At 61.8% G+C, this 25,018-nt stretch carries 21 protein-coding genes and 4 pseudogenes; 11 read left to right on the top strand and 14 right to left on the bottom strand.

Annotated elements, in window-relative coordinates:
* Window positions 1–425 (top strand): S46 family peptidase (locus tag NKI08_RS22665; protein ID WP_352772241.1); only part of this gene is annotated, 425 nt, incomplete at its 5' end.
* 801 nt (window positions 426–1,226) lie between these two features.
* Here the strand turns inward: NKI08_RS22665 and NKI08_RS34730 are convergent.
* From NKI08_RS34730 to NKI08_RS22720, 11 genes and pseudogenes are all read right to left on the bottom strand, one after another.
* A pseudogene (locus NKI08_RS34730) lies at window positions 1,227–1,391 on the bottom strand (NrtR DNA-binding winged helix domain-containing protein); the annotation flags it as partial.
* Window positions 1,392–1,494: 103 nt separating this feature from the next.
* Window positions 1,495–1,761, bottom strand: a complete 267-nt coding sequence (locus NKI08_RS22675) for an aspartate 1-decarboxylase (protein WP_352772439.1) — start codon at window positions 1,759–1,761, stop codon at window positions 1,495–1,497.
* A 68-nt stretch (window positions 1,762–1,829) separates the two neighbouring features.
* Window positions 1,830–2,813 (bottom strand): 3-oxopimeloyl-[acyl-carrier-protein] synthase BioZ, encoded by a 984-nt coding sequence (gene bioZ, locus NKI08_RS22680; protein ID WP_352772243.1) that lies wholly within the window; start codon window positions 2,811–2,813, stop codon window positions 1,830–1,832.
* Complete coding sequence (locus tag NKI08_RS22685; protein ID WP_352772246.1) at window positions 2,810–4,075, bottom strand: adenosylmethionine--8-amino-7-oxononanoate transaminase; 1,266 nt, start codon at window positions 4,073–4,075, stop codon at window positions 2,810–2,812. Before NKI08_RS22685 ends, bioZ begins: the two co-directional genes overlap by 4 nt.
* The gene (gene bioD, locus NKI08_RS22690) at window positions 4,075–4,710 is read right to left on the bottom strand and encodes a dethiobiotin synthase (RefSeq protein WP_023679599.1); all 636 of its coding nucleotides are present in this window, start codon (window positions 4,708–4,710) and stop codon (window positions 4,075–4,077) included. The genes NKI08_RS22685 and bioD overlap by 1 nt, the downstream gene beginning before the upstream one ends.
* Before the next feature lie 11 nt (window positions 4,711–4,721).
* A complete protein-coding gene (locus NKI08_RS22695) occupies window positions 4,722–5,861 on the bottom strand; it encodes an 8-amino-7-oxononanoate synthase (protein WP_352772249.1) in 1,140 nt (379 codons plus the stop codon).
* A complete protein-coding gene (bioB, locus tag NKI08_RS22700) occupies window positions 5,858–6,856 on the bottom strand; it encodes a biotin synthase BioB (RefSeq protein WP_352772442.1) in 999 nt (332 codons plus the stop codon). The genes NKI08_RS22695 and bioB overlap by 4 nt, the downstream gene beginning before the upstream one ends.
* Before the next feature lie 95 nt (window positions 6,857–6,951).
* Window positions 6,952–7,806 carry a carboxylating nicotinate-nucleotide diphosphorylase gene (gene nadC, locus NKI08_RS22705; protein WP_352458523.1) on the bottom strand — a complete coding sequence of 285 codons (855 nt, stop codon included), beginning with the start codon at window positions 7,804–7,806 and terminating at the stop codon, window positions 6,952–6,954.
* Window positions 7,806–9,347, bottom strand: coding sequence for an L-aspartate oxidase (locus NKI08_RS22710; RefSeq protein WP_352772254.1), 1,542 nt, complete (start codon window positions 9,345–9,347; stop codon window positions 7,806–7,808). Before NKI08_RS22710 ends, nadC begins: the two co-directional genes overlap by 1 nt.
* Window positions 9,344–10,318 carry a quinolinate synthase NadA gene (gene nadA / locus NKI08_RS22715; RefSeq protein WP_352610560.1) on the bottom strand — a complete coding sequence of 325 codons (975 nt, stop codon included), beginning with the start codon at window positions 10,316–10,318 and terminating at the stop codon, window positions 9,344–9,346. Before nadA ends, NKI08_RS22710 begins: the two co-directional genes overlap by 4 nt.
* 66 nt (window positions 10,319–10,384) lie before the next feature.
* Complete coding sequence (locus NKI08_RS22720; RefSeq protein WP_023722073.1) at window positions 10,385–11,353, bottom strand: NUDIX hydrolase; 969 nt, start codon at window positions 11,351–11,353, stop codon at window positions 10,385–10,387.
* A gap of 173 nt (window positions 11,354–11,526) precedes the next feature.
* Here NKI08_RS22720 and panB point away from each other — a divergent pair, with 173 nt between their 5' ends.
* The 8 genes from panB (at window position 11,527) to NKI08_RS22760 (ending at window position 18,964) form a co-directional block, all read left to right on the top strand.
* The gene (gene panB, locus NKI08_RS22725) at window positions 11,527–12,387 is read left to right on the top strand and encodes a 3-methyl-2-oxobutanoate hydroxymethyltransferase (RefSeq protein WP_352772257.1); all 861 of its coding nucleotides are present in this window, start codon (window positions 11,527–11,529) and stop codon (window positions 12,385–12,387) included.
* A complete protein-coding gene (gene panC / locus NKI08_RS22730) occupies window positions 12,384–13,244 on the top strand; it encodes a pantoate--beta-alanine ligase (RefSeq protein WP_352772260.1) in 861 nt (286 codons plus the stop codon). Before panB ends, panC begins: the two co-directional genes overlap by 4 nt.
* 94 nt (window positions 13,245–13,338) lie before the next feature.
* The gene (locus NKI08_RS22735; protein ID WP_352496586.1) at window positions 13,339–14,064 is read left to right on the top strand and encodes a LuxR family transcriptional regulator; all 726 of its coding nucleotides are present in this window, start codon (window positions 13,339–13,341) and stop codon (window positions 14,062–14,064) included.
* 93 nt (window positions 14,065–14,157) lie between these two features.
* On the top strand, window positions 14,158–14,802 hold the full coding sequence (locus tag NKI08_RS22740) for an acyl-homoserine-lactone synthase (RefSeq protein WP_352764637.1): 645 nt from the start codon (window positions 14,158–14,160) through the stop codon (window positions 14,800–14,802).
* A 3-nt stretch (window positions 14,803–14,805) separates the two neighbouring features.
* The gene (locus NKI08_RS22745; protein ID WP_352496584.1) at window positions 14,806–15,180 is read left to right on the top strand and encodes a transcriptional regulator domain-containing protein; all 375 of its coding nucleotides are present in this window, start codon (window positions 14,806–14,808) and stop codon (window positions 15,178–15,180) included.
* 157 nt (window positions 15,181–15,337) lie between these two features.
* A complete protein-coding gene (locus NKI08_RS22750) occupies window positions 15,338–15,649 on the top strand; it encodes a DUF2285 domain-containing protein (protein WP_245278728.1) in 312 nt (103 codons plus the stop codon).
* 815 nt (window positions 15,650–16,464) lie between these two features.
* Window positions 16,465–18,288, top strand: coding sequence for a glutamine--fructose-6-phosphate transaminase (isomerizing) (gene glmS, locus NKI08_RS22755; protein WP_352772263.1), 1,824 nt, complete (start codon window positions 16,465–16,467; stop codon window positions 18,286–18,288).
* A gap of 460 nt (window positions 18,289–18,748) precedes the next feature.
* A complete protein-coding gene (locus NKI08_RS22760; RefSeq protein WP_352453550.1) occupies window positions 18,749–18,964 on the top strand; it encodes a helix-turn-helix domain-containing protein in 216 nt (71 codons plus the stop codon).
* A gap of 694 nt (window positions 18,965–19,658) precedes the next feature.
* Here the strand turns inward: NKI08_RS22760 and NKI08_RS22765 are convergent.
* Window positions 19,659–20,997: pseudogene (locus NKI08_RS22765) on the bottom strand (IS1380 family transposase).
* 764 nt (window positions 20,998–21,761) lie between these two features.
* Here NKI08_RS22765 and NKI08_RS22770 point away from each other — a divergent pair.
* Window positions 21,762–22,037, top strand: coding sequence for an acyl carrier protein (locus NKI08_RS22770; protein WP_352458906.1), 276 nt, complete (start codon window positions 21,762–21,764; stop codon window positions 22,035–22,037).
* A complete protein-coding gene (locus NKI08_RS22775) occupies window positions 22,038–23,243 on the top strand; it encodes a beta-ketoacyl-[acyl-carrier-protein] synthase family protein (RefSeq protein ID WP_352453892.1) in 1,206 nt (401 codons plus the stop codon).
* Here the strand turns inward: NKI08_RS22775 and NKI08_RS22780 are convergent.
* Together NKI08_RS22780 and NKI08_RS22785 are read right to left on the bottom strand one after the other, a co-directional pair.
* Window positions 23,230–23,394, bottom strand: a pseudogene (locus tag NKI08_RS22780) (LysR family transcriptional regulator); the annotation flags it as partial. The gene NKI08_RS22775 and the pseudogene NKI08_RS22780 overlap by 14 nt on opposite strands.
* 168 nt (window positions 23,395–23,562) lie before the next feature.
* Window positions 23,563–24,447: pseudogene (locus tag NKI08_RS22785) on the bottom strand (IS1380 family transposase); the annotation flags it as partial.
* Window positions 24,448–25,018: the final 571 nt, after the last annotated feature.

Here is a 25,018-nt window from a genome sequence, read left to right on the forward strand (position 1 = left end):
ATGGCGGCGTCTCCTACTATCTCCTCCAGAAGCTCGAAATTGAGGACGTGCGCCTCGTCTATGCGCCCGCGCTCGGCATCGGCAACTTCGGCGGCCAAACGGACAACTGGATGTGGCTGCGCCACACGGGCCACTTCGGCTTTTATCGCGCCTATGTCGCTCCTGATGGTTCCTCCCGGCCATATGCGCGCGACAATGTGCCTTACCGGCCGAAGAGTTGGCTACCCATAGCCTGTGAAGGCGTCAAGGAAGGCGACCTTGTGATGGTCGCCGGCTTTCCCGGCGCAACCCACCAGTTCCTGACCGCGGATGAAGTCCGGTTCAACTTCGCGCAATTCGAACCGCGGTTGCAGCGTTCGCTCTCAGATTATCCCGCCCAGATCAATCAGGCAACGGCAGGCAATCGCGAGGCGCAGATCCATTGACCGCCCGCTTCACAAATTGGCTCGGCCTAAAACGCATGGGAAAAGCAGAAAAGGCAACAGATCGGCACCAGAATGAATATGGCCGCGCGAACTGACAGACGCGCCAACAATCGGCATCTCGCATGGTCGGTGGCACTGGACGTGGCTCCCACCCTGCTGGCGCGACTCCCCATCAGGTCGTCGGGGTTTCGCTGGCGAAAAAACTTCCGCGTGTCTCTGCGCGATCCATCCCGCTTGCGCGTGCCTAGTCAACCAAAAAACTGACCATCTGCAGGATCAGGATCAGCAAAAAAAGCCAAAGGCAGACGCCAAAACAGCTGCCAGCAGGACGATGCGTTGTTTCTTCACCCACAGTTCCCCCGGGAGAGAGTCTAATGATAATCCTTAAAAAAGGCGCCCTGGAACAGGGCGCCCCACGCTCAATTGTGCAAGTTTAAAGTTTAGCTTGCCAGCTTTATATAATTAGACGTTTCTTTTATGCAGCACTTTTCCAAGTGTTACTTGCACAAATCGAACGTATTGCACATTTATACGAACTGTACATTCGACAGAGACTTTGACGCACGCGTTTACTGGCGGTATACATCCTTCACCGTTGCCGCAAGGCATTGGCCCAGGCGCGCGGCACCTCCTTCACGACAAAGGTTGAAAGCCCGTCCTCGGGCGTTTCATTTCCAAGATCACTTCGATCCACCCATACGGGCTTCCCGAGCGAGACCGTGGGTTCGGACGGTGCGAATGAATTTCTCGTTATAATCGAATTGATTATAAGGGATATTTCTACGTTGAGTATAAAGGATGTCAAGCCCGCGCCAGCGGCAATTTTGTCCGGGCGACCTCCGTTTCGTCGAGGACATGGTGGCGGAAGCGATAAAGCTTCGCCGGCCGACCGCCGGTATCAAATGCACTTTCGCCGGTCTCCTCCACCAGTTCCTGCTGCTCCATCAACCGGCGAAAGTTCTGCTGAAGCGCCCCTGCCGATGTAATCGTCAACGCCGTCCGCGTCAGCGCATTGCCATCGGCGAGAAGCCGACGACATTGTTGATGACGAACGTAACGATCCGCGGCTTCAGACAGGAATGTGCGCTTCGTCCAGATGGATGGAGTGGGCTGGCAGGTTCCGGGCGGCCGCGCCGTTGAGGATGCAGCATCGAGAGCCGCGCTCGCCGAGGATGACATAGGTCGAGATTCGTGCGCCGGAAGTCTTGCTCCATGTCTCCACGAATCCATTGGCAGGATCCCGGGTTCTTCGCGTGGTCAGGGTCGAGCAGTATCGAACCGTGGTAGTTGAGCTTTGCTCGGTGACGTGGATGCCGTGCAGCTTGCCGGCGACTATTTTCGCATTGGTCCCGTTGTCCTATTCATCTCACAAAGTCAGTCCTGATGTTGAGCAGCTTCGCTGGGCTAAATCCCGACGACGAGCGCCCCGCCGCTGAGTCCCGCACCTGCCGCCGCCAGGAGTATTTTCTCGCCCGGCCGAAACGGCTCCGCTTGATTGGCGATCGACAGTGAGAGCGGGATCGTCGCGGCGGAAGAGTTGCCATATTCGGCGATCGTTTTGACGATCAGGTGATCGGCAACGCCGAGGTTTCGCCCGACCGCATCGAAAATGCGAGCATTGGCCTGATGCGGCACGAACCGGTCGACATCCTGCGGTCGCACTCCGGCAGCGGCTAGCGCGCTTGTCGAGCAATCGGTCATCATCTCGACGGCCTTTGCGAACACTTCGCGGCCGTCGGTCATCGTCATTCGGGTTTGCGCGAGGTCGAGGTTACCGTGGAACGGCTTGTTGCTTCCTCCTGCGGGAATCTGGATCAGGCCGTATCGCGAGCCGTCCGAATCCACGGAGGCACCGAGAATCCCCCGATCAGTATCCTCGCACGGACCGATCACGAGGGCGCCGGCGGCATCGGCAAACAGCACGGCGCTGGCGCGCTCAGAGGGATTGATGCGGCGGCTGAGGATATTGGCGGCGATAACAAGGCTCGCTTTGCCGTGCAGGCGGGTAAATCCGTCCGCAAACATCAGCGCATAGATGAAGCCGGCGCAGGCGCCGGTCAGATCGACAGCGCCGGCGCGGCCGAGCCCCAGCCGATGTGCGACCAGGGGCGCGCTGGGCGGCAGGAGGTGATCGGGCGTCGAGGTGGCAAGCAGCAGCAGACCGATGTCGTGGCGCGCAATGCCGGCGCTGGCCAGCGCCATGGCGCCGGCCTGCGCAGCAAGACCAGACAGCGTGTCTTCGTCCGTTGCCCAGAAGCGCGACCGGATTCCAGTACGCCGCTCGATCCAGCCCGGTTCGAGGCCGAGATTGTTCTCAATTTCGGCATTCGCCACCTTTCGGCCAGGCGCATGATGGCCAAACCCGAGAAGGCGCGACAACCTGCTCATGGCTTTGAGCCGAAGCGTTCGCCGGCCTCCTCGATCGCGTCATGGAGCCGATCGAGCTCGGCGCCGGTGACGCAATAGGGCGGCAGGAGATAAAGGACATTGCCGAGCGGGCGCACAAGCAGGCCGAGCTCGAGGAAAAAGGCCCGCAGCTTAGGTCCGATCTCGGCCAGATAGCCGGCAGAGCCGGCGCGCAGGTCGAGAGCCAGGATCGTGCCGATCGCGCGGCTGTCGGTGAAGTTGGCATTGTCGCGAAAGCGTCGAAACCCGGCGGCCTGTCTCTCGCTCAAGGCCGCGATCCGCTCGGCCACCGGCTCGTCACGCCAGATCTCGACATTGGCGAGTGCTGCCGCGCAGGCAATCGGATTGGCCGTGTAGGAACTCGAGTGGAAAAACGTCTTCTTGCGATCCGCTGAATAATGAGCCTGGAAGATCGCATCGGTGGCAAGCGTGGCCGCCAGCGGGATCACGCCGCCGGTCAAGCCTTTGGAGGTGCACAGGATATCTGGAGAAATCGATGCCTGCTCGCAGGCGAACATGCTCCCGGTGCGGCCCCAGCCGGTCATCACCTCGTCGGCAATCAGCAGCGTGCCGGAGGCTTCGGCAATCTTCTTCAATCCGGTCAGAACCGAGGCCGGATACATCAGCATGCCGCCGGCGCCAAGCACGAGCGGTTCGACGATCAGCGCGGCGGCGCGCCGGTCGCGGGAGACTGCCTCGAATCTATCCAGCGTTTCCTGCTCGCGGCCGGCGGCCGGGAAGGGAATGGTGTCGACCTCGAACAGCAAGGGTTCGTAGGCGGCGTTGAACACGCCACGCGCACCGACGCTCATCGTGCCGATCGTGTCGCCGTGATAGCTGTGCTCCATGACGACGATGCGCGAGCGGGGCGCGCCGATGTTGCGGAAATAGCCGAGGGCCATCTTCAGCGCGACTTCGACGCTGGTCGAGCCGCTGTCGGAATAGAACACCCAGTCGAGTCCGGCGGGAGCGAGCCCGACAAGCGCCTTGGCCAAGCATTCGGCAGGCTCGTGCGTGAAACCTGCGAAGATGATCTGGTCGAGGCTCGAGGCGGTCGTCTCGATTGCCTTCATAATGCTGGGGTGGCGGTGGCCATGTGTGACGACCCACCAGGAGGAAATGGCGTCCAGAATGCGCGCGCCATTGGCTTTGTGGAGGTAGGCGCCTTCAGTCAGGACGATTTCAGGGATCGCCGGCTCGAGCGCGTGCTGGGTGAAGGGATGCCACACACGGGATTGCGTCATCATTCGCCTCCGGCAATCAAAGCGAGGTCGAAGCCGGCAATCATCGCTTGTCTCAGCGTTTTGTCCGTCAGCGGATCGAGGTGCGGCAGCCTGCCGAGTTGCGGCACGTCGCCGAATTCCACGATCGTCCGTTGCGTATCGGTCATCTCATCGCCGATGAAGGCGATGCCAGCCAGCGGGATAGCGCGCGCCCGCAGGGCTTCGATCGACAGCAGGGTGTGATTGATTGTTCCGAGCGCGGTGCGGGCGCACAGAATGACGGGCAACTGCCATTGCTCGAATATGTCGATGAACCTTGTCCGGCGGTTCAGCGGCACCATCAGCCCGCCGGCGCCTTCGATGACGAGCGGTGTCGGCAGGACCGGAAACGAAAGATCGGCAGCCTCGATCGAAACGTCGTCGATTTCGGCCGAACGATGCGGCGAAAGCGGGCTCTTCAAGCGGTAGGCTTCCGGCAGCACGCGCCCCGACGGCAGCCCGGCAAGTCGCGCAACCGCCTCGCTGTCGGTCTCGCCGTCGAGGCCCGATTGCACCGGCTTCCAGTAGAAACCGTCAAGCAGGCCGGCAAGCCCGGCCGAAAACACCGTCTTGCCAATTCCGGTGTCTGTTCCGGTGATGACGATGCGCTTGGTCATGTCGCCTCCGGTCATGTGTGGGCCAACACCTCGACGAGCGCCTCGACCATGGCGGAAATGTCGGCTTCGCCGATATTGAGCGTCAGTGAGATGCGCAGCCGCGACGTGCCCTCGGGCACGGTCGGCGGACGAATGCCGCGTATGTCGAAGCCGCGGGCCTGCAGGCGCGCCGCCACTGCCATGGTGCGCCTGACATCGCCGATCACCAAGGGCTGGATCTGAGAGCCACTTGGTATCACGCCGCAGCGATCGACCAATTGGCGGGCTGCGAGGGCGACGCGTTCATGCAGCTGAAAACGCCGCATAGGCTCGTCGGCGAGCATTGCGAGCGCTTCGCGCGCCGCGACCGCCATCAGCGGCGAGGGCGCGGTGGCGTAGATGAATGGCCGGCAACGGTTGATCAGATACTGGCACAGTGTCCTCGGCCCGGTCACGAGCCCACCAGATGCGCCGAGCGCCTTGCCGCAGGTGTGGAGCGCGACGATGTTGTCGCGGCCCTCGAAAGCGGCGGCCAGCCCCCGGCCGTCCGGTCCCCAGACGCCGGTCGCGTGCGCCTCGTCAATGACCATGAATGCGTTGTGCCGATCGGCAAGCGCGGCCAGGCTCTCCAAAGGCGCGCAGTCGCCATCCATGCTGTATAGGCTTTCCACCGCAATCCAGACGCATCCCATGCCGCCTTCGGCGCGCCAACGCTTGATCGCGTCCTCGACAGCATCGACGTCGTTGTGCGCGGCCAGCTTGAACTCGGCACGTCCGGCCTGTGCCCCCTCATGCATGCTGGCATGGGCGAGCTCATCGAGGACCAAAAGGTCGCCCTTCTGCGGCAGCGCAGTCAGCAGAGCGAAGTTGGCGATGTAGCCGCTGCCGAAGAACAGCGCGCGGTCGGCTCCAAAGAATGCCGCCGCGTCTGCCTCGAGCTGTTCGTGTTCCGGTGCATTGCCGCGCAACAGCCGCGACCCGGTGGCGCCAACCGACGTGCCCCGCGCAATCGCCGCCGCAACCGCTTCGCCAAGTCTTTTGGAGGCGGCAAGCCCGAGATAGTCGTTCGACGAGAAGTCGCGCCCGGCGCGCGGCTTCAGCGTCCGCAGCCGGTCCTTGCGCGCCAGTCCCTGCAAGGTCGCCTCATAGCGGGCAAGCGGTGCCCCGTTCATTGCGCCTCGAGTTCCATCGGCTCGATGCCAAGGCGCCGGAACAGCAGGGTATCCTTGTCCTCACCGGGATTGTCCGCCGTCAGCAGCGTGTCGCCGACGAAGATCGAGTTGGCGCCGGCAAAAAAGCACAGCGCCTGCATCTCGTCGGTCATGGCCGTACGGCCGGCGGAAAGACGGATATGCGATTTCGGCATCATGATGCGCGCCAGCGCGATCACGCGCACGAATTCGATCGGCTCGATGGGCTTGGCGTCGGCAAGCGGGGTGCCGGGGATCGGGATCAGCATGTTGATCGGAACGCTTTGCGGATGTTCCGGCAGGTTGGCCAGCGTCACCAGCATGCCGATCCGGTCCACCGGCTCCTCGCCCATGCCGACAATGCCGCCGCAGCAGACCTTGATGCCGGATTGGCGAACGTGCTCGAGCGTCTCGAGCCGCTCGGCAAAGCTCCGCGTGCTGATGATCTCGCTATAGTAGCGTTCCGACGTATCGATGTTGTGGTTGTAAAAGTCGAGACCAGCCTGCTTCAGTCGAGCGGCTTGCTCACGATCGAGCATGCCGAGCGTCATGCAGGTCTCCATGCCCAGCGCCTTGACGCCTTCGACCATCGCCACCACCGCATCCATGTCGCGCGCCTTGGGGTTTCGCCAGGCCGCGCCCATGCAATAGCGGGTTGCGCCGGCGTCACGCGCTTTCTTCGCCTCGGCGACGACGCGCCGGACCTCCATCAGCTTCGACGCCTTCAGGCCGGTCTCGTGATGCGCCGACTGGCTGCAATAGCCGCAATCCTCCGGGCATCCGCCCGTCTTGATGCTGAGCAGCCGGCTGAGCTGGACCTTGTTGGGATCGAAATTCTGGCGGTGCACGGTTTGCGCGAGGAAGAGGAGATTGTTGAAGGGGGCATCGTGAAGTGCCTGAGCCTTCTCCAGGGTCCACGCTCCAGGGTCAGGGGATTGAGCCTGTGGCGATGTCTGCGTTGGACTGGCTGTTTGCATGTCCATGCTGTTCCTCCGGTTCTGCCTTGCTTTGCTGTCTGATTGACGACGATCGGAAAGGACAGTTGATTCGATCCTGTTCGTTCCTCAGACAATCATGAGCCCCAATAGTCGAGGCCGATATCCAGGATCGGCGCGCTGTGGGTCAGTCGGCCGACCGAAATCAGATCGACGCCGGTCGCGGCAATCGCTCGCGCTGTATCGGATGCGATCCCGCCAGAAGCCTCGGTGATAGCACGGCCGCCAACGATTGCGACGGCCCGGCGAAGATCGGCGAGGGACATGTTGTCGAGCAGAACCGCATCGGGAGCGAAGCCAAGTACCTCCTCCAACTGGGCCAGCGTATCGACCTCGACTTCGATCTTGACGAGATGACCGGCCCGTCTTCGTGCTCGCTCGAGCGCCGGGCGAACGCCGCCTGCGATGGCGATGTGGTTGTCCTTGATCAGAATTGCGTCGTCGAGGCCGAAGCGGTGATTGGATCCGCCACCTGCGCGCACGGCGTATTTTTCGACTGCCCGCAATCCGGGCGTCGTCTTGCGCGTGCAGACGATCTTCGCGCCATATCCACGAACCGCAGCGACGATCGATGCCGTTGCTGTAGCGATGCCGCTCAGATGGCACAAAAAATTGAGTGCCGTCCGTTCGGCTGTGAGAATGGCCCGGGCAGGGCCAACCACTGATGCAATGACCTCTCCATCCATGACATTGCAGCCGTCTGCCCGCTCCACCGAAATTTCGACATCAGGATCAATCAAGCGGAAAGCGAGCATCGCCAGATCGAGGCCGGCGACAACTCCGGACTGGCGCGCCGCCAGCACGGTTCCCGCTTGGTGTGCCTTCGGCACGATGGCCTCCGTGGTCAAGTCGCCGGCTCTGCCAAGGTCTTCAAGAAGAGCTGCCCTTACAAGCGGCTCAAGCATGACCGTGGGAAGCGGTGAGAGCGTCATCACTTTGCCCCTTCGAGGCTTGGCGAGTGTCCGAGTTCCCGCGCAGCGGCCAAGGCGGCTTCGAGGGTGATTTCGGACCGTCGGGCGACAGTCGCATGATGAGGAAAGTCTGTCCGGTAATGAGCGCCGCGGCTTTCTTCGCGCAACAGGGCGGCAACCGCGATCATTAGCCCGACAGCCGCCGGATCCGAGGCCGCGTCCTTGCTTTCGGCGAGCGGCAACAAGGTATATGCGGCTGCTTTCAAACCTTCACCATCCCGGACGATGCCCAGTGCACGCGACAGGAAAACACGCACGGGTGTCGGCGCGGGCGATGGGTAAACGTCCGCAAACGCACGCTTTGTTCTGCGAGCAGGCGTTCCGGCGACACTTTCAGCGACCCAGCGCGCGCACACGGCGGCCTCGGTCAAGGAATTGCTGGCGAGCCTGTTGGCGCCATGCAGTCCTGTCGAAGCGACTTCGCCGCAGGCCCACAGCCCCTTGACGGAGGTCCTACCGGAGCCGTCCACGGCAACGCCACCCATGTGGTAGTGTTGGGCCGGACGAATGGGGATGAGATCGCGCGCGGGATTGATGCCGGCTCCACGACAGGCTGATGCGATTGTCGGGAAGTGTCGAGCAAATTCCGGGCCAGGCCGTTGCCGCGCGTCTAGAAAAACACGGTGGCCGTTGGCAAGATGGTTCCAGACGGCGCGCGCCAAGACATCACGAGGCGCAAGTTCCGCCCCTGACACGCTCTGGAGAAAAGCCTGGCCGGTTTCGTCGATCAGGGCAGCACCTTCGCCGCGGACGGCCTCGCTGACCAGCGCCATAGGGCGTTCCGGGCCGTCAAGCGCGGTCGGGTGGAACTGGATGAACTCGAGGTCGGCAAGGACAGCTCCAGCGCGGGCCGCAAGCGCCAGGCCCTGTCCGCAACTGCCCGAAGGATTGGTGGTGTCGAGAAACAGTCCCCCGATCCCACCGGTGGCGAGGACGACCCGCCGTGAGCCGAAGAAGACAGGTCCTATCGAACCGCTCGCCCAGACGCCTCGGATCGCATTCTCTCGCACCGCCAGTCGGCGCGCTTCCACGCCCTCCACGACAACAATCGACGGAGTGGAACGCACAGCCGCGATCAGGGCACGCATGATCTCACGCCCGGTGCCGTCACCATGCGCATGAACGATGCGACGTCGGCTGTGTGCGGCCTCCAATCCGAGGCACAGTGATCCTTTCGACGTACGGTCGAAGGGAACCCCAAAGCCCGCAAGCCCCTCTATCGCCTTGGGCGCGGCTTGGAGGATGCGGCTCGCCACGTCTGTGTCGCAGAGACCATCCCCGGCGGCAAGCGTATCGGCCAGGTGCAGTTCCGGATCGTCGTCTTCGCCGAAACTTGCAGCCAGACCACCCTGTGCCCACGTGCTCGAATTGTCAGCTCCCAGCAGCGTCCTGGACAGAAGCAGCACCGGCTCCGGCGCCAGTTGAAGCGCGGTCATCAGTCCGGCGATGCCGCCGCCGATGATGATCGGCCGCCCGAAGATGCTGCGGACATCGGCGCTCAAATTGCCAGCATCCGTTCGACCGCAAGCCGCGCGCGCCCGGCGATCCCGGGTTCGATGGTTACGATATGGTGGTTCTGCTCGAGCGCCATGCGGATGTTGGCAAGCGTGATCCGCTTCATGTGCGGGCACAAATTGCAGGGCCGGATGAACTCGACCTCTGGGTGCGCTAACGCGACGTTGTCGCTCATCGAACATTCCGTCATCAGCACGACACGTGCCGGCCTTTGCCTTTCGACATAGTCGGACATGGCAGCGGTCGAGCCGGAAAAATCTGCTTCAGCCACGACGTCGGGCGGGCATTCGGGATGCGCGAGCACGATCACGCCGGGATGGCTTTCGCGCAACTCGCGGATGTCGGCCGGTGTAAAGCGCTCATGCACCTCGCAATGCCCTTTCCAGGCGATGATCTGCACATCGGTCTGGGCGGCGATATTCTGGGCCAGATATTCGTCCGGCAACATGATCACCTGGGGAACGCCAAGGGATTGGACGACCGCCTTGGCGTTGCCGGATGTACAGCAGATATCCGACTCGGCTTTCACTTCGGCCGACGTGTTGACATAAGTGATGATCGGCACGCCGGGATAACGCTGGCGCATCAAGCGCACGTCTTCTGCCGTGATCGATTCCGCCAACGAACAGCCTGCCCGCAGGTCGGGAATGAGCACCGTCTTTTGCGGATTGAGCAGCTTGGCCGTTTCGGCCATGAAATGTACGCCGGCCAGCACGATGACTTGCGCCTCGATCGTCGCAGCCGTGCGGGCCAGTGCCAAGCTGTCGCCGACGATGTCGGCCACGCAATGGAAGATCTCGGGGGTCTGATAGTTGTGCGCCAGGATGATGGCGTTGCGCTCGCGCTTCAGTGCAAGGATCGCCTCGATATCCTCGACGAAAGCCGGCCATTCGATCGGCGGGATCACTCGTCGGACGCGCTCGTAGAGAAACGCGGTCGCAGGCAGCACGGCGCTCATCGACCCCTCCAGCTTATACTCTAGTTGAAAATAACCAGCATATACTTGCTGTGAGTATAAGCGATGTCAACCCCGCGCCAGCGGCAATTTTGTCCCGGCGATGACCCTCTCGTCGAGAACGGCGTGGCGGAACCGGTAAAGCTTCGCTGGCCGGCCGCCGGTCTCCGCGGTTGCCTCTCCGGTCTCTTCGACCAGCTCCTGCTGCTCGATCAGCCGGCGAAAGTTCGGCTTACGCACGAGCCTGCCGGCAAGCGCCTCCACGGTTCGCTGCAGCTGCAAAAGCGTGAAGACCGGCGGCATCAGCTCAAAGACGACCGGCCGGTATTTGATCTTGGAGCGCAGCCGCGCAATGCCGGTCGCCACGATGCGGCGATGATCGGCGACCATAGACTTGCTGGGCACCAGCGGAGGCAGCGTCGCGTCCCGTCCGCTTCCGGCCTCTTGGACCAGGCCTGCTTCGTAGACTAACTCATAGCGTTGAAGCGTGAGTTCCTCGTTCCAAAGGCGGTCGTCGAAGCCGAAGGCTATCGTCGCCCGCTGCCAGCGTTCACGTCGCGTGGCCGCGTCGCTGACGCCGTCTGCCCATTCAATCAGGCGCGGTCGCAGAACGTCCAGCACGACCGGAGGCGTGCCGGAGCGGTGGTCCTCCCATGGAAAATATTCATACCAGCTCTGCCAGCCGCACTTGGGCGAGCCAGCTGCCTGTTCCTTGCGGGTCAATGCGAGATAGCTGATGGAGATGACGCGCTGCTGGCGCTCGGCGCCGATGCGATCCCGATCCGCGAAGGTGTAGAGTTGCTCAATATACCCCAGCGGATGGCCGGTCTGCTGCTCGACCCACCCCCTCAAACCGGATTGCAGCGATCGGTGCTCAAGCGCAAATGGTCCGGAGGGAAGGGTGTCCGCCTGGCCGATGGTGAGGACACAGGGTTCACTGTCGTTTACGGCGACGACAAAGGCGATCAGGTCCACTTTGACTTCGTCGGCCTTGACGGCGGCTCTGTCTTTCCTGGGTCCTTTTGCCTGATCGTCCATGTTCGCGAAAGTGGTTGGCCAGCTCGGGGGCGCCTGAATCGATTTAAGTGTAAGCGCGCCTGTCCGCACGTCAACACCGCACAGCTGCACGGCCATTTTTAGCTCTTCGCACTTGCACAAAAATGTGGCAAACGCGACACCCGCGGTTGGTAACGTTGGGGAAGGAGGGTCCATTGAGTGCGTTTGGTGACACCAAGGCGATCACACCGCCGGATATTCGTTCGCGCAAAGGTGGGACGCCGCTCGTCTGCCTTACCGCCTACACGACGCCAGTCGCCCGGCTTGTCGATCCCCATTGCGATGTGGTGCTGGTCGGCGACAGCGTCGGCATGGTTCTCCACGGCCTGCCCTCGACGCTCGGTGTGACGCTGGAGATGATGATCATTCACGGCCAGGCCGTGCGCCGTGGCCTCGAGCAGGCGCTGATGGTCGTCGACTTGCCGTTCGGTTCCTTCGAGGAAAGCCCCGAGCAGGCTTTCCGCAATGCCGCGCGCGTCATGGCCGAGACCGGCTGCGGGGCCGTCAAGCTCGAAGGCGGCGAAACGATGGCAGAGACGATCCGCTTCCTCGCCGCGCGCGGCGTGCCGGTCATGGCCCATGTCGGCTTGACGCCGCAGTCGATCAACACCATCGGTGGCTACCGCGTGCAGGGCAGAGGCGGGGATGCCGAGCGCATCAGGCGCGACGCGCTTGCGGTAAGCGAAGCGGGCGCCTTTGCGGTCGTGCTGGAGAAGGTTCCCGAGGCGCTCGCCCGCCGGATCACCGGGGAGGTGGCGACCCCGACCATTGGCATCGGTGCCTCGGCAGCCTGTGACGGCCAGATTCTCGTCGTCGACGACATGCTGGGCCTCTTCGGCGACTTCCGGCCCAAATTCGTCAAGCGCTATGCTGAAATGGGGGAGGCCGCTGCGGCTGCGATCGCGGCCTATGCGCGGGAAGTGAAGGAGCGCCAGTTTCCGGCCGCCGAGCACGTGTTTGCCGATGCGCGCAAGCCCGCCGACGCGGACGCCACCAAGAGCGGAGAAGCAGCGTGAGCGTGCCGATTGTCAGGAGCGTTGCCCAGCTTCGCGAAATTGTCGCCGCATGGCGCCGCGAGGGCGTGAGGATTGCCGTGGTGCCAACGATGGGCGTCCTGCATGAGGGCCATCTCAGCCTGGTGCGCGCGGCACTCGAGAAGGCCGACCGGGTGATCGTGACGCTCTTCGTCAACCCGAAGCAATTCAACAGCCAGGCCGATCTCGCCGCGTATCCGAGCACCGAGGACGAGGATGCCGCCAAGCTGGCACCGCTTGGCGCGCACCTGCTTTATGCGCCGGATGCAGAGGAAATGTATCCGGCGGCCTTCGCCACGACCGTTTCGGTGTCCGGTGTCAGCGAGGGCCTGTGCGGTGCCTTCCGGCCGGGACATTTTGATGGCGTGGCGACCGTCGTCGCCAAGCTCTTCCTGCAGACCAGCGCTGACTTCGGCTTCTTTGGCGAAAAGGACTTTCAGCAGCTTCAGCTAGTCAGGCGTATGGCCCGGGACCTGGATATTCCAATCACCATTGTTCCTTGTCCGACAGTCCGCGAAGCCGACGGTCTTGCACTATCATCGCGCAATGTCCGGCTCTCGCCAGCAGAGCGTGCTGTTGCCCCCGAGCTATCATCGGTCTTGCTCGAGACGGCTGAGCGGCTTGCCCGCGACTCGCCCGTCCTGCCAACGCTTGCCGAAGCGCGCGCAGCAATTCTGGCTGCGGGCTATCGCGAGGTCGAATACCTGGAACTTCGCGACGAGGCAGATCTGCGACCGATGACAAGCCTTGACCGACCTGCACGCTTGCTTGTCGCGGCCTGGCTCGGCGGTACACGTCTCATAGACAACGTCAGAATATCACGGGTTTCAACAGGTTAACGGGGTTCTCGGCACGCGCTGTATCCGTCCGGGATCGTTTAAAACAAGGTCTCTGCCTGGCATCGAGCGATCACGGAGGTTACGCAAAGCGCAAATGCATCGCGTGTTTGAGAACTTCGTCGAGCAACTGTCTGCAAGTGTTGATGCTGCCGATCTCCGTGAGGCAATGGCATCCGCTGCAGCCGGCTTCGATTTTCCGCTATTCGCCTATTTCACTTACCCGTCGGCCTCCGGCGACGCCCCGCAATTGATCTCAAACTATCCTTCATCCTGGACATCACGTTATCTGCAACAGCGATACCACAGTCTTGATCCGGTCATCCTGCGCGGGCTGCAAGGCTGGGATACCTTCGATTGGGGGGTGGATCGCGCTCGGCACTGTCTGCCGAATTCGCAGCAACAAATTCTGGAGAGTGCGGCTGAGTTTGGCATCCGCGGCGGCCTGACGATGTCCATGCATGATCATCGCGGCCGGTTTGCTGCCCTGACCTTTGCTTCCGACGAGTCCCGTCCGCCTCTGTTGCGGTCACTGACACGTTACGAAAAAGCATTGCAGCTGGTGGCCATCAACTTTCATATCCATGTCCGGCGCAGGCTCGCCGACGATCGCGTGGTGGATGGTGTAACGCTCACCCCGCGGGAGTTCGAGTGCCTGAAATGGGCGGCGCGCGGCAAGTCGGCTTGGGTTATCAGCCAGCTTCTCGGCGTCTCAAAGCGCACCGTGACCTTTCATCTGGAAAACGCCAAGGCAAAGCTTGGCGTTCGAACGATCAACCAGGCCGTTGCACGACTGGCTGCCTCCGGCCAGGCGAGATCCTGATTCGTCGGCCACGATAGCTGTAAACCTCTACAGGCTGCATCGCTGCCGGCTTTGCCCTTCGATGGCGGGAACACATCCCGCACGGAGGCGACCATGATGCAGCTGATAACACCAGACCTTTACGACGAGTTCGCAAGCGAGCTCAAAGACATGCACGGGCTGAGGTTTCGGGTGTTCAAGGAAAGGCTGGATTGGGAAGTTGATACCGAAGACCAGATGGAAACAGACCCGTTTGATGGTCTGAAGCCTGTCTATCTGCTCCTCAAGGGATCCGACTGGCGAATTCGCGGTTGCGTGCGTCTTTTGCCCAGCACCGGACCCACAATGTTGCGCGACACGTTCCCGGTGCTGCTGGGTGCTGACGTCGTGCCCTCGACCTCCGACATATGGGAGAGCAGTCGTTTCGCGCTCGATCTTCCTCCGTCGGCGCCCAAGGCAGCGGGCGGACTGGCCCAGGCAACCTACGAGCTCTTCGCGGGCATGATCGAGTTCGGCTTGGCCAAGGATCTGACCCGGATAGTAACGGTGACGGACACGCGCATGGAACGGATCCTTCGCCTCGCGACGTGGCCATTGTCGCGCATCGGACAACCCAAGTCCGTCGGCAAAACGGAGGCGGTGGCCGGGTTTCTCGAGATTTCCCGCGCGAGCCTTTTGCGCATCCGCAGCAGGGGACGTCTGAGCGGACCGGTACTGTGGCAACCGGTTCTAGGCCCGTGCGGCATTGTGGACACCTGAGCCGTGAAGGATGCTGGTCTGCCCAAGGAAGCGACGGTCGGTCTTGTATGCTGGCCGGACTGGCGTCGTCACGAAGCTTACCACTACGCCAGACGATTGCCACGCACTGCCTGGGCCTGGGAGTTTCTTCGGCGCAATCCACAATTCCAGCGCGACCACGCCAAAATGGCACCGTCCGCCTACATTGTCGGAGCCCAGGCCGACATGAAGATAATCGAGTTGACGACAGGATCATCTTTCCTAAGACAATGGAGCCTCCTTTTTCGCGGACGCGCCACAGTCGGACGCTACGTCGGCAAGGGTCTTTTGGGATCCGCGCGACTGCGCCCGTATTCTACGAGCGGCCGCGGAGCCGGTTGGGCTCGACCACGATTTTGAACCGCTTGATCTCCCTTCGCTCTCATGCTGCAAGGACATCCTGCTGACACCTGCCGGCGTGCAGCACGTGCTGCTGAGGGAGGACTGCCGGAGTCTGCAGATCGCCCTTTCCGGTGCATCCGTTCTCCGCCCGTTGCGGCTATATGTCGACGCGATCGTGCAGCCGCAGCACCTGAAGTTCCATGTCGCTGCCCTTCAGTTCCTGAACGACATCAATGGTTGCGGCCGCCTGGCAGCTGCTTGCTTTCCGCCGGAACCCCGCGGAGCGCGTCTGCGTATCGTGCTCCAGGCTTTGGATGGCTCGCTTGCGGGAGCATCTCATCAGGAGATCGCCATTGCCCTGTTCGGGAGACGCCGTGTCGAAGAAGATTGGTCTCATCCAGGTAGCCATCTTCGCGATCAGGTGCGTCGCGCCATCCAACGTGGCCGCTACCTGATGGGCGGCGGCTATAGACAGTTCCTGATGTAATTCGGGTGACAGCTTGGTGATCGTCTTATTCGAAAACGCGCAGGCATCAATCTCCATTTCTCACTGCTATTGTGCCTTGTACAAGACGTGACACGCGCCTAGTTCTTCCGCTGCGGGAATCGGGTTTGAGTAATACGGACGAAGCACTGAGAACCAACGTTTTCGTGATAGTGCATTCATGCCCCGAGAATCCTGATGACCGTTACGAACCCCGACAAAGCCGGCGCTGACTGAAACGGTCGCTGAACGTGCTCTGTGGCCTGCGCCGCCTGACTCTCGGTTTCGGCTATGCCGACTAACAGCGTATTGATAGGCCATCGCGGGCTAAGCTCTACCGGCGAAAGCCGCGTCAAAGCGGCAGGCAATCAGAAACTAGATCGGCGGCGACGATGATTATGATCAACGTGACGAACACGTGAATCATGCCGACGGCGCCGACGTTGCCGATGATGACGATGCCGACCATGCGTCGCTGATGCTGCCTAACTACAGTGCTGTGTGATCATGCCGATCACCGCGTGACCACGAGCGGCGGCGGTTCGTGGTCAGGTGCGTGGCCGGGATGATCGCGCATGGCCGATTGGTCCTTCGTGCCGCGGGGTGTGGGCTTGCGTTCGGTCATGAGGACGTCAGGCGCAACGAGGAAGTTAGATCAGGGCCCCAAACGCGGCTTATCCATGGGGTGGATGATAGCTATCCCTACAATCAATTATACCAATATTACCGAATACTACTACAAGATCCCCAATGAAAGCGGCCGGATGGGTATCCGTCTCGCGTGGGCTGAAGCTGCCGGCAAGAATGGGAAGACGAACATGTGCGGGATTGTTGGCATCGTTGGGCAACAGCCGGTGTCGGATCGGTTGGTCGACGCATTGAAGCGTTTGGAATATCGCGGCTATGATTCCGCCGGCGTTGCGACGATCACCGAAGGTGCCTTGCACCGCCGGCGCGCCGAGGGCAAGCTCGTCAATCTCGAGAGGAGACTGAAGGAAGAGCCGCTGAGCGGCAACATCGGCATCGGCCACACGCGTTGGGCAACCCATGGGGCCTCGACGGAACGCAATGCGCACCCGCACTTTACCGACGGTGTCGCCGTCGTCCATAACGGGATCATCGAGAATTTCACCGAGCTGAAGGACGAATTGGCGGCGGCTGGCGCCGAGTTCCAGACTGACACCGACACCGAGGTCGTCGCGCATCTCTTGGCAAGACACCGCCGGGAGGGCATGAGGCGGCAAGAGGCGATGCGTGCCATGCTGAAACGCGTCAGGGGCGCCTATGCGCTTGCCGTCCTCTTCGAAGATGATCCGTCGACCATCATGGCCGCGCGCAACGGACCACCGCTGGCGATCGGTCACGGCGACGGCGAGATGTTCCTGGGCTCCGACGCGATCGCGCTCGCTCCCTTCACCAATGAAATTACCTATCTCATCGAGGGCGACTGGGCCGTTGTCGGCAATTCGGGCGCCCATATCTTCGATTTCGACGGCCATCCCGTCGAGCGTCCGCGCCATACCTCCACGGCCGCGACCGATCTGGCCAACAAGGGCAGCCATCGCCACTTCATGGAGAAGGAAATCTACGAGCAGCCCGAAGTCATCGCCCATGCTCTCCGTCACTATAGCAACATCATAGAAAATCGCGCCGACACGGTTTCTGGCATCGATTTCGCCAGGATCCCGAGCTTGGCGATCTCGGCCTGCGGGACCGCCTATCTCGCCGGACTGATCGGAAAATACTGGTTCGAGCGCTATGCGCGCCTGACGGTTGAAATCGACGTTGCGTCCGAATTCCGTTACCGCGAGATCCCGTTGTCGCCGCAGTCCGCGGCTCTTTTCATTTCGCAGTCCGGCGAAACCGCTGATACGCTCGCATCGTTGAGGTACTGCAAGGAGCGTGGGCTGAAAATTGGCGCTATCGTCAATGCCTGCGAATCGACCATCGCTCGGGAGGCCGATGCGGTCTTCCCGATCCTTGCCGGACCGGAGATTGGCGTCGCCTCCACCAAGGCGTTTACCTGCCAGCTTGCCGTTCTAGCCGCACTCGCCATCGGCGCCGCCAGAGCCCGCGGGACCGTAACCGAAGACGAGCTGCAGGCGCTCGTCAGGAGCCTCGCCGAAGTGCCGCGCGTCATGGGCCAGGTACTCAACAGCATCCAGCCGGAGATCGAGTCCCTGTCGCGCGAACTGTCAAAGTGTCGTGACGTCCTGTATCTCGGCCGTGGCACCAGTTTCCCGCTAGCGATGGAAGGTGCGCTGAAGCTCAAGGAGATTTCCTACATCCATGCCGAGGGCTATGCGGCGGGTGAATTGAAGCACGGTCCGATCGCATTGATAGACGACAACATGCCAGTGATCGTCATCGCGCCCCATGATCGCTTTTTCGACAAGACCGTCTCCAACATGCAGGAAGTGGCTGCCCGTGGAGGGCGGATTATCCTCATCACCGATGAAAAAGGGGCAGCCGCATCGAAAATCGACACCATGCACACGCTCGTGCTGCCGGCTGTCGACGAGATTATCGCGCCGATGATCTTCTCGCTGCCGATACAGCTTCTTGCCTACCACACGGCGCTCTTCATGGGCACAGACGTAGACCAGCCGCGCAATCTCGCAAAATCGGTCACGGTCGAGTGATTGTGAACCTTTATAGGTAGCGATGCTTGTCCATCTTCGCTGCATCGGCGGTGGAAATTGGTCGAAGGTATCAGCGTCCGCGAGGCTGGGTGGACGGTGCCGCGAATAGCCACTGGAGGCGTCAGTGAGAGTTCGAGTTGCTGTTCAAGAAAGCCATCGGGGAGAATGAGTCGTGTAGGATCGCAGGTCGAATGCGCTACAGCCGATCAGGCCGTCTCATGGCGGGCAGGTTCTTAGAACTTGATCAGTAGCAGGTGAGCCGCCATATTCCGACCCGGCTGCCAATTTCAAGTGGCCCATTCCATGGATGAGGCCGGTCCGGCCGAATGGACGTCCATTTTTTTGATTTGCTGGGTGTGCGCCAGGGTCGGGGAGGAAATCTCCCGATTTGTCAGGCGCTCCCATCTTCTTGGAGATGTTTATGAAGGATTCGCGCATTCCCGAGCCAGTCTTGACGGCTATGTCGCAGGGGACCCACATCATCCGCGCTTATCGTGAGCACCTTGGGTATTCAATCGAGGACCTCGCGGTCGCGTGCGGGCTTGCCGCTCAGGAAATCCAAAACATCGAGCGGGGTCTAAAGTACAATAAGGGCTATCGGAATCGGATAGCGAGATCGCTGTCCATACCTGTGGGAATTCTTGAGGCAGAGTCGGACATATCGGACGCCGCCTGATCAGTCGGATAATCTGCAATGGGTGGAAGACCGCTCTTGTGATGTGACGTTTGCGGCTGATAGTCGTCGCTTGATTCCGTTGGACGCGAATGCCTTCTGGCGCAGTACCGCCAAGAGAATTCTCGTCCACTGTCCGAGTCAGGAACTGCACACGGGCTCGCCGAACAGGAAGTTGGAACGCTTCGTCATGCTGTCTTAGGCGATATAGCCGCCCGGAGTGCTGCGACACGTGCACGATAGCATTGGCTCGCGAGGATGGATTGCTAACGGCGAACCCATGCTGGTCGGCAAGGCGATACTGGCTGGAGCATCAACTCGGCCGACGAGAGTGGCCCCCCATCCTAGGCAGGATCGGCCGACATGGCCGGCATCGCGAGCCGCTCTGAAAAGAGCACAGCGGGCATCCAGACGCTGCCGGGTTGACTATGGGTGTCGGAACCGCAAAAAGGGGCCGCTCTTCATGAGTGGCGTGCGCCGGCAGTCCAACCCCAAGCCCCCCGCCAGGCTGCCGGCGCGCTTCTAGCCGCCTTGATGCACGGCGATAAGCTTTTGACGGCCTGAAGCGACATTGTGGTCGCCGTTGCGGTGCTTTTCCACGCGCCTCGTCAGGCGCCGGGATTGCTCCGTCGTGATGGCAGGCGAGGGTTTGCAGGTTGCGGTCGACGGGTTCGTTTCGGGGCGTCTGCCCCCATCGTTATGTCGCGAGTTGGGGGATGCGATCGAGGACGATGCGCAGGATGCGCTGGTCGGGGCACGATGTCGGCAGGTGCAGGCGGATTTGCGATTTCATCTCGACCACCCGCGCAGCGATTTTGATGAGGCGCAATCGCAGCGTGTCGAATTGGGCGACGGCAAAGCTCGAGCGCCTCGGCATCGCGGCCCGCAAGCCCCACATCAACCAGTAAGCACCGGCATGCAGGAATAGCCGGAACTGGTTGGCCGTCGCTCTGGTGCAGGATGTGCGGTCTGCGGCAAGATGCGTCTTCCACGACTTGATGTGGTTCTCGGCCGCGCCGCGCCGGCAGTAGACATCCTCGTAGAGCGCCTTGGCCTTCCCACCGGCAAGGTTGGTGACGACGAAGCGGATATCGCCACCTTGGGCGCCGACCTCGACCCGCGCGATGATGCGCTCGACGCGGCTCCAACTAGCGCGCCGTCAACGAACTCCTTGAACCTGCGACCTTGCCTGTCTTGGCCAACGCTTCGAAGCGCGCCGTCGTGCTGGCCTCCAGATCCGCGACATGCTTGCGCAGGGTCGTGGTGGGCGCGAGGCCAAAGATGAAGTCGACGTCGTTGGCGCGGCACCAGTCGATGACCTGCGGGTTGCAATAATGGTTATCGCCGCGGAGCAGGATTCGAATGTTCGGCCAGTTGATCCGGATCGCCCGCACCAGACGGCGCAGGTGGGGGCGGATCTCAGCCCCACTCGGCCGCTTGGCCGGTCGCAGGATCGCGCTGACGAACCGTCCCGCACCATCGAACACGACGATCGGCTGGAAGCCGTACTCGTCATGGTGGGCATTGAACAGGCGAAGCTGTTGGCCTCCGTGCACAGCGTCGAAGGTGTCGTCAATGTCGAGTACGATCCGCTTCGGCACCTGCCGGAACGAGGCGCAATAGAGATCGACCATCGCCCGTCCCATCGCGACCAGCTCCCGCACGCCGGGTAGGTTCTCCAGCCGGCACAGCGTCGATCGCGACGCCAGATCCCGACCCGACGGCAGCGCATCCTGGGCCATCTTGAAGACCGGATCGCGGCGCAGCCGGTTGGCGTCGTTGCCGTCCTCGTAGCCGGCGGCGATCATCTTCATGCGAAAGCCGATCATGTCCGCCAGGCTGTGGACGACCTGGTCCGGGCAGCGCGGATCGTCGATGCAACGCGCCAGACGCTCGGCCACCCGCAACCGCTTTTCCACCTCGGCCAAGGCCAGAACGCCGCTGTTGGACGACAGCATGCCGCCGTCGAAACGGGCGACGACGGACTTGCCGCCGACTGATGACAAACCGCTCAGCGGCAGCGCAAGATCGTTCATGGTGGGTGTGGTATGGTTCGGATCGGCTTAAGCAACCAAATCCTACGTCATTTCAATGGCTTGCGCCACATCCACCAACCCCCATGAATTTGGCTAGGTTGATGCGGCGTGCCGCCGCCGTGAGGCCGCGCTCGCTCAGCAGCGCGTCGAGAACGACGAGAAGATTCAGATCGAGCCTTTGAAACGCATGTCTTAGCTATCCATAGCGTGGATGCATTTGATTGAAACAAACGATTTTACCAATTTTCCGGAATGTCGCATGGACTTGGCAGGACCTCACGTGCGCCGATCACTGCCTCTATCGCGTGGCGAGTCCCTTGAGAAGAGCCCGAAAGAGGAAATCTGTCGCGTGCGGTGGAGATTGTACTGGGAATGAGAGGCAGCGCTCCGATCATGTCGAACTCTCCGACGAATGGCGGACCGGTACAATAGTTGATCGCAACTGGTCCGGAGCTATGAAACATCTCGATTACATATGAGGTGCCGAGTGAATACGCTGACAGCACCCACCGTCGCAGCGTTTAGCTGACGTTTGACGACGGTTCCTATCCATTTACACGCAGATTCTTGATGTGCTGGCGCAAAAGCGGGAGGCCGGCGACTTTTCTTCGTCATCGGGCTGACGCCGCAGAAGCCGGAACTCGTCCGGTTCCTATGGGCATTGGGCTTGGTCGGTCGCACAGGCTCTATGAGGGGCAATTTTGGCAACGCGACGCGACTCGGGTTTTGAACGACGCCGAAAACGCAAGCTGGAAAGGAACAAGATGGCAGATCAACTCGCCAACGAAATAATCGCCATTATCAAGAAGCGCGCCGCGTCGGAGGGCGGCATAGCGCCTGCCACAGGCGGCGAGATAACGGCTGCCACGGGACTGACTTCGCTCGGTATCGATTCACTGGGATTGGCGGACGTTCTCTGGGACCTGGAGCAGGCCTACGGCATCCAGATCGAGATGAATACGGCCGAGGCATGGTCGGATCTCCAGAATGTTGGGGACATGGTGGAAGCCGTGCGCAGCTTGCTCGCTAAGGGGGTGTGAATGGACAGGCGCGTCGTGATTACTGGGATTGGCGGTATTTGCGGGCTTGGGACCAACGCCGCCGCCATTTGGACAGAGATGCGAGAAGGCCGCTCCGCCATCGGCCCAATCGTCAACTCCGAGCTCCATGAATTGAGGGTCAGGATCGGTGCCGAGATCAAGGCGCTGCCGGAGCATGACATCGACGGCAAGCAACTCATCTCCATGGACCGCTTCAGCCTGCTCGCTGTGCTTGCGGCGCGCGAAGCCATGCGTCAGGCCGGACTTTCCTCCAAAGAGGGAAATAGCTATCGCTTCGGTGCGACGGTGGGCGTTGGCGGCTGCGGGTGGGATGCGATCGAGCAAACCTACCGCGCCATCCTTCTGGGCGGTAAGCGTGCCGCTCTCTTGACTGTACCCAAGGCGATGCCGGGTGCCGCTGCCGGCCAGGTCAGCATGAGTCTTGGTCTGCGCGGGCCGGTGTTCGGCGTCACGTCCGCCTGTTCCTCGGCAAACCATGCGATTGCCTGCGCGGTGGACCAGATCAGGCTCGGCCGGGCCGACGTGATGCTTGCCGGCGGCAGCGAAGCGCCGCTCATATGGGGTGTGCTGAAGGCATGGGAAGCGATCCGCGTGCTTTCGCCCGATACTTGCCGGCCATTCTCGGCCGATCGCCAGGGCCTGTCGCTTGGTGAAGGCGCCGGCATGGCGGTGCTGGAAAGCTACGAGCATGCCCTGGCTCGGGGCGCCACCATCCTTGCCGAAATTGCCGGTGCCGGCCTTTCCGCCGATGCGTCCGACATCGTCGCGCCGACTGTCGAGGGGCCGGAGGCAGCAATGCGGGCCTGCCTTGCCGATGCCAGGCTGGACGCCGAGGATGTCGACTATCTCAACGCGCACGGCACCGGCACCAAGGCCAACGACCAGATCGAGACGGCGGCGATCAAGCGCGTCTTCGGTCAGCACGCCTTCTCAATGTCCATTTCTTCTACCAAGTCCATGCACGCGCATTGCCTCGGCGCGTCCGGCGCGCTCGAGTTGATCGCCTGCGTGATGGCTATCCGCGAGAGCGTCGTGCCGCCGACTGCCAATTATCGTGAGCTGGACCCCGATTGCGATCTCGACGTCACGCCCAATGTGGCACGCGAGCGCAAGGTGCGCGTGGCACTGAGCAACTCCTTCGCCTTTGGCGGCACGAACGCGGTTCTGGCGTTCAGGCAGGTGTAGAAGCCATGAGAGATGCCTCCGGCAACATTATCTCTCGCATCCAGATGCTTGCCGGATAACTATTGTGAAGGGCGGGTCATTGACCGCCTCGGCGAATGCGGGAAGTGGCAGCGGAAGCTCGACGATGCGGGGGTATCGTCTTTGCGAAATTCTTAACTGTTGAAGCGGCTTGGACGTACCGCCGCCCCGTAAAAGGTAAGCGAGGCCCTGCGGGCTCGGCTTGAGGGTCTGAAGCTGTACACGACAATGTCTGGAAGCCGCAGGGTCGGCTCTGCGCCCGTTATAGTCGCCTGAGTGCTGCCGGCCCGGCCGCGCCGCGGGCGCCGTCAACGAACTCCTTGAACCTGCGGACCTTGCCTGTCTTGGCCGACGCTTCGAAGCGCGCCGTCGTGCTGGCCTCCAGATCCGCGACATGCTTGCGCAGGGTCGTGGTGGGCGCGAGGCCAAAGATGAAGTCGACGTCGTTGGCGCGGCACCAGTCGATGACCTGCGGGTTGCAATAATGGCTATCGCCGCGGAGCAGGATTCGAATGTTCGGCCAGTTGATCCGGATCGCCCGCACCAGACGGCGCAGGTGGGGGCGGATCTCAGCCCCACTCGGCTGCTTGGCCGGTCGCAGGATCGCGCTGACGAACCGTCCCGCACCATCGAACACGACGATCGGCTGGAAGCCGTACTCGTCATGGTGGGCATTGAACAGGCGAAGCTGTTGGCCTCCGTGCACAGCGTCGAAGGTGTCGTCAATGTCGAGTACGATCCGCTTCGGCACCTGCCGGAACGAGGCGCAATAGAGATCGACCATCGCCCGTCCCATCGCGACCAGCTCCCGCACGCCGGGTAGGTTCTCCAGCCGGCACAGCGTCGATTGCGACGCCAGATCCCGACCCGACGGCAGCGCATCCTGGGCCATCTTGAAGACCGGATCGCGGCGCAGCCGGTTGGCGTCGTTGCCGTCCTCGTAGCCGGCGGCGATCATCTTCATGCGAAAGCCGATCATGTCCGCCAGGCTGTGGACGACCTGGTCCGGGCAGCGCGGATCGTCGATGCAACGCGCCAGACGCTCGGCCACCCGCAACCGCTTTTCCACCTCGGCCAAGGCCAGAACGCCGCTGTTGGACGACAGCATGCCGCCGTCGAAACGGGCGACGACGGACTTGCCGCCGACTGATGACAAACCGCTCAGCGGCAGCGCAAGATCGTTCATGGTGGGTGTGGTCTCCGGGAAATGGTTCGGATCGGCTTAAGCAACCAAATCCTACGTCATTTCAACGATCAGATCCCGAGCAGCCAGTCAGTATTCGACCGTCGCTGGCGCCTCCGCCCACTGAGGCCTTGTGCTTCCTCCAGCGAGTCAAGCCGATCACCATGCGTGTCGCCAGTTCTGGTGCTCACCCACGTGCCATTTGCGATCTTGTGTCGGTGAGAGCACCGCAAGCACCTCCCCTGCTAGAGCGCAAGGCGGCTCGCGTCGCCGTGTTGTTACTATTCTTCGCTGTGGTCGGAGTTTTTTCCTTGGCTTCGGAATCGGGACTTTCGGCTTTGCAAAAAAATAGGCCATCGTGGTCGATCGTCACGCCCCCGAGTTCGGCGGCACGATGGGACGACAACGGCAGCGCAAGCTCCATTTGCGCGAGGGGCTCGTCCCTTCAACTACTTGATGCATTTGCGCTTTGCGTACCTCCGTGCATGTTGCTCGATGCCAGGCGGAGATCTCCGTCTCAAACGATCGCGCATCGATGCAACGCCCACGCGTTGATCGCCATGATCGCGGCGAT

Source organism: Mesorhizobium sp. M0768 (assembly GCF_040320195.1).
Taxonomy (GTDB): domain Bacteria; phylum Pseudomonadota; class Alphaproteobacteria; order Rhizobiales; family Rhizobiaceae; genus Mesorhizobium.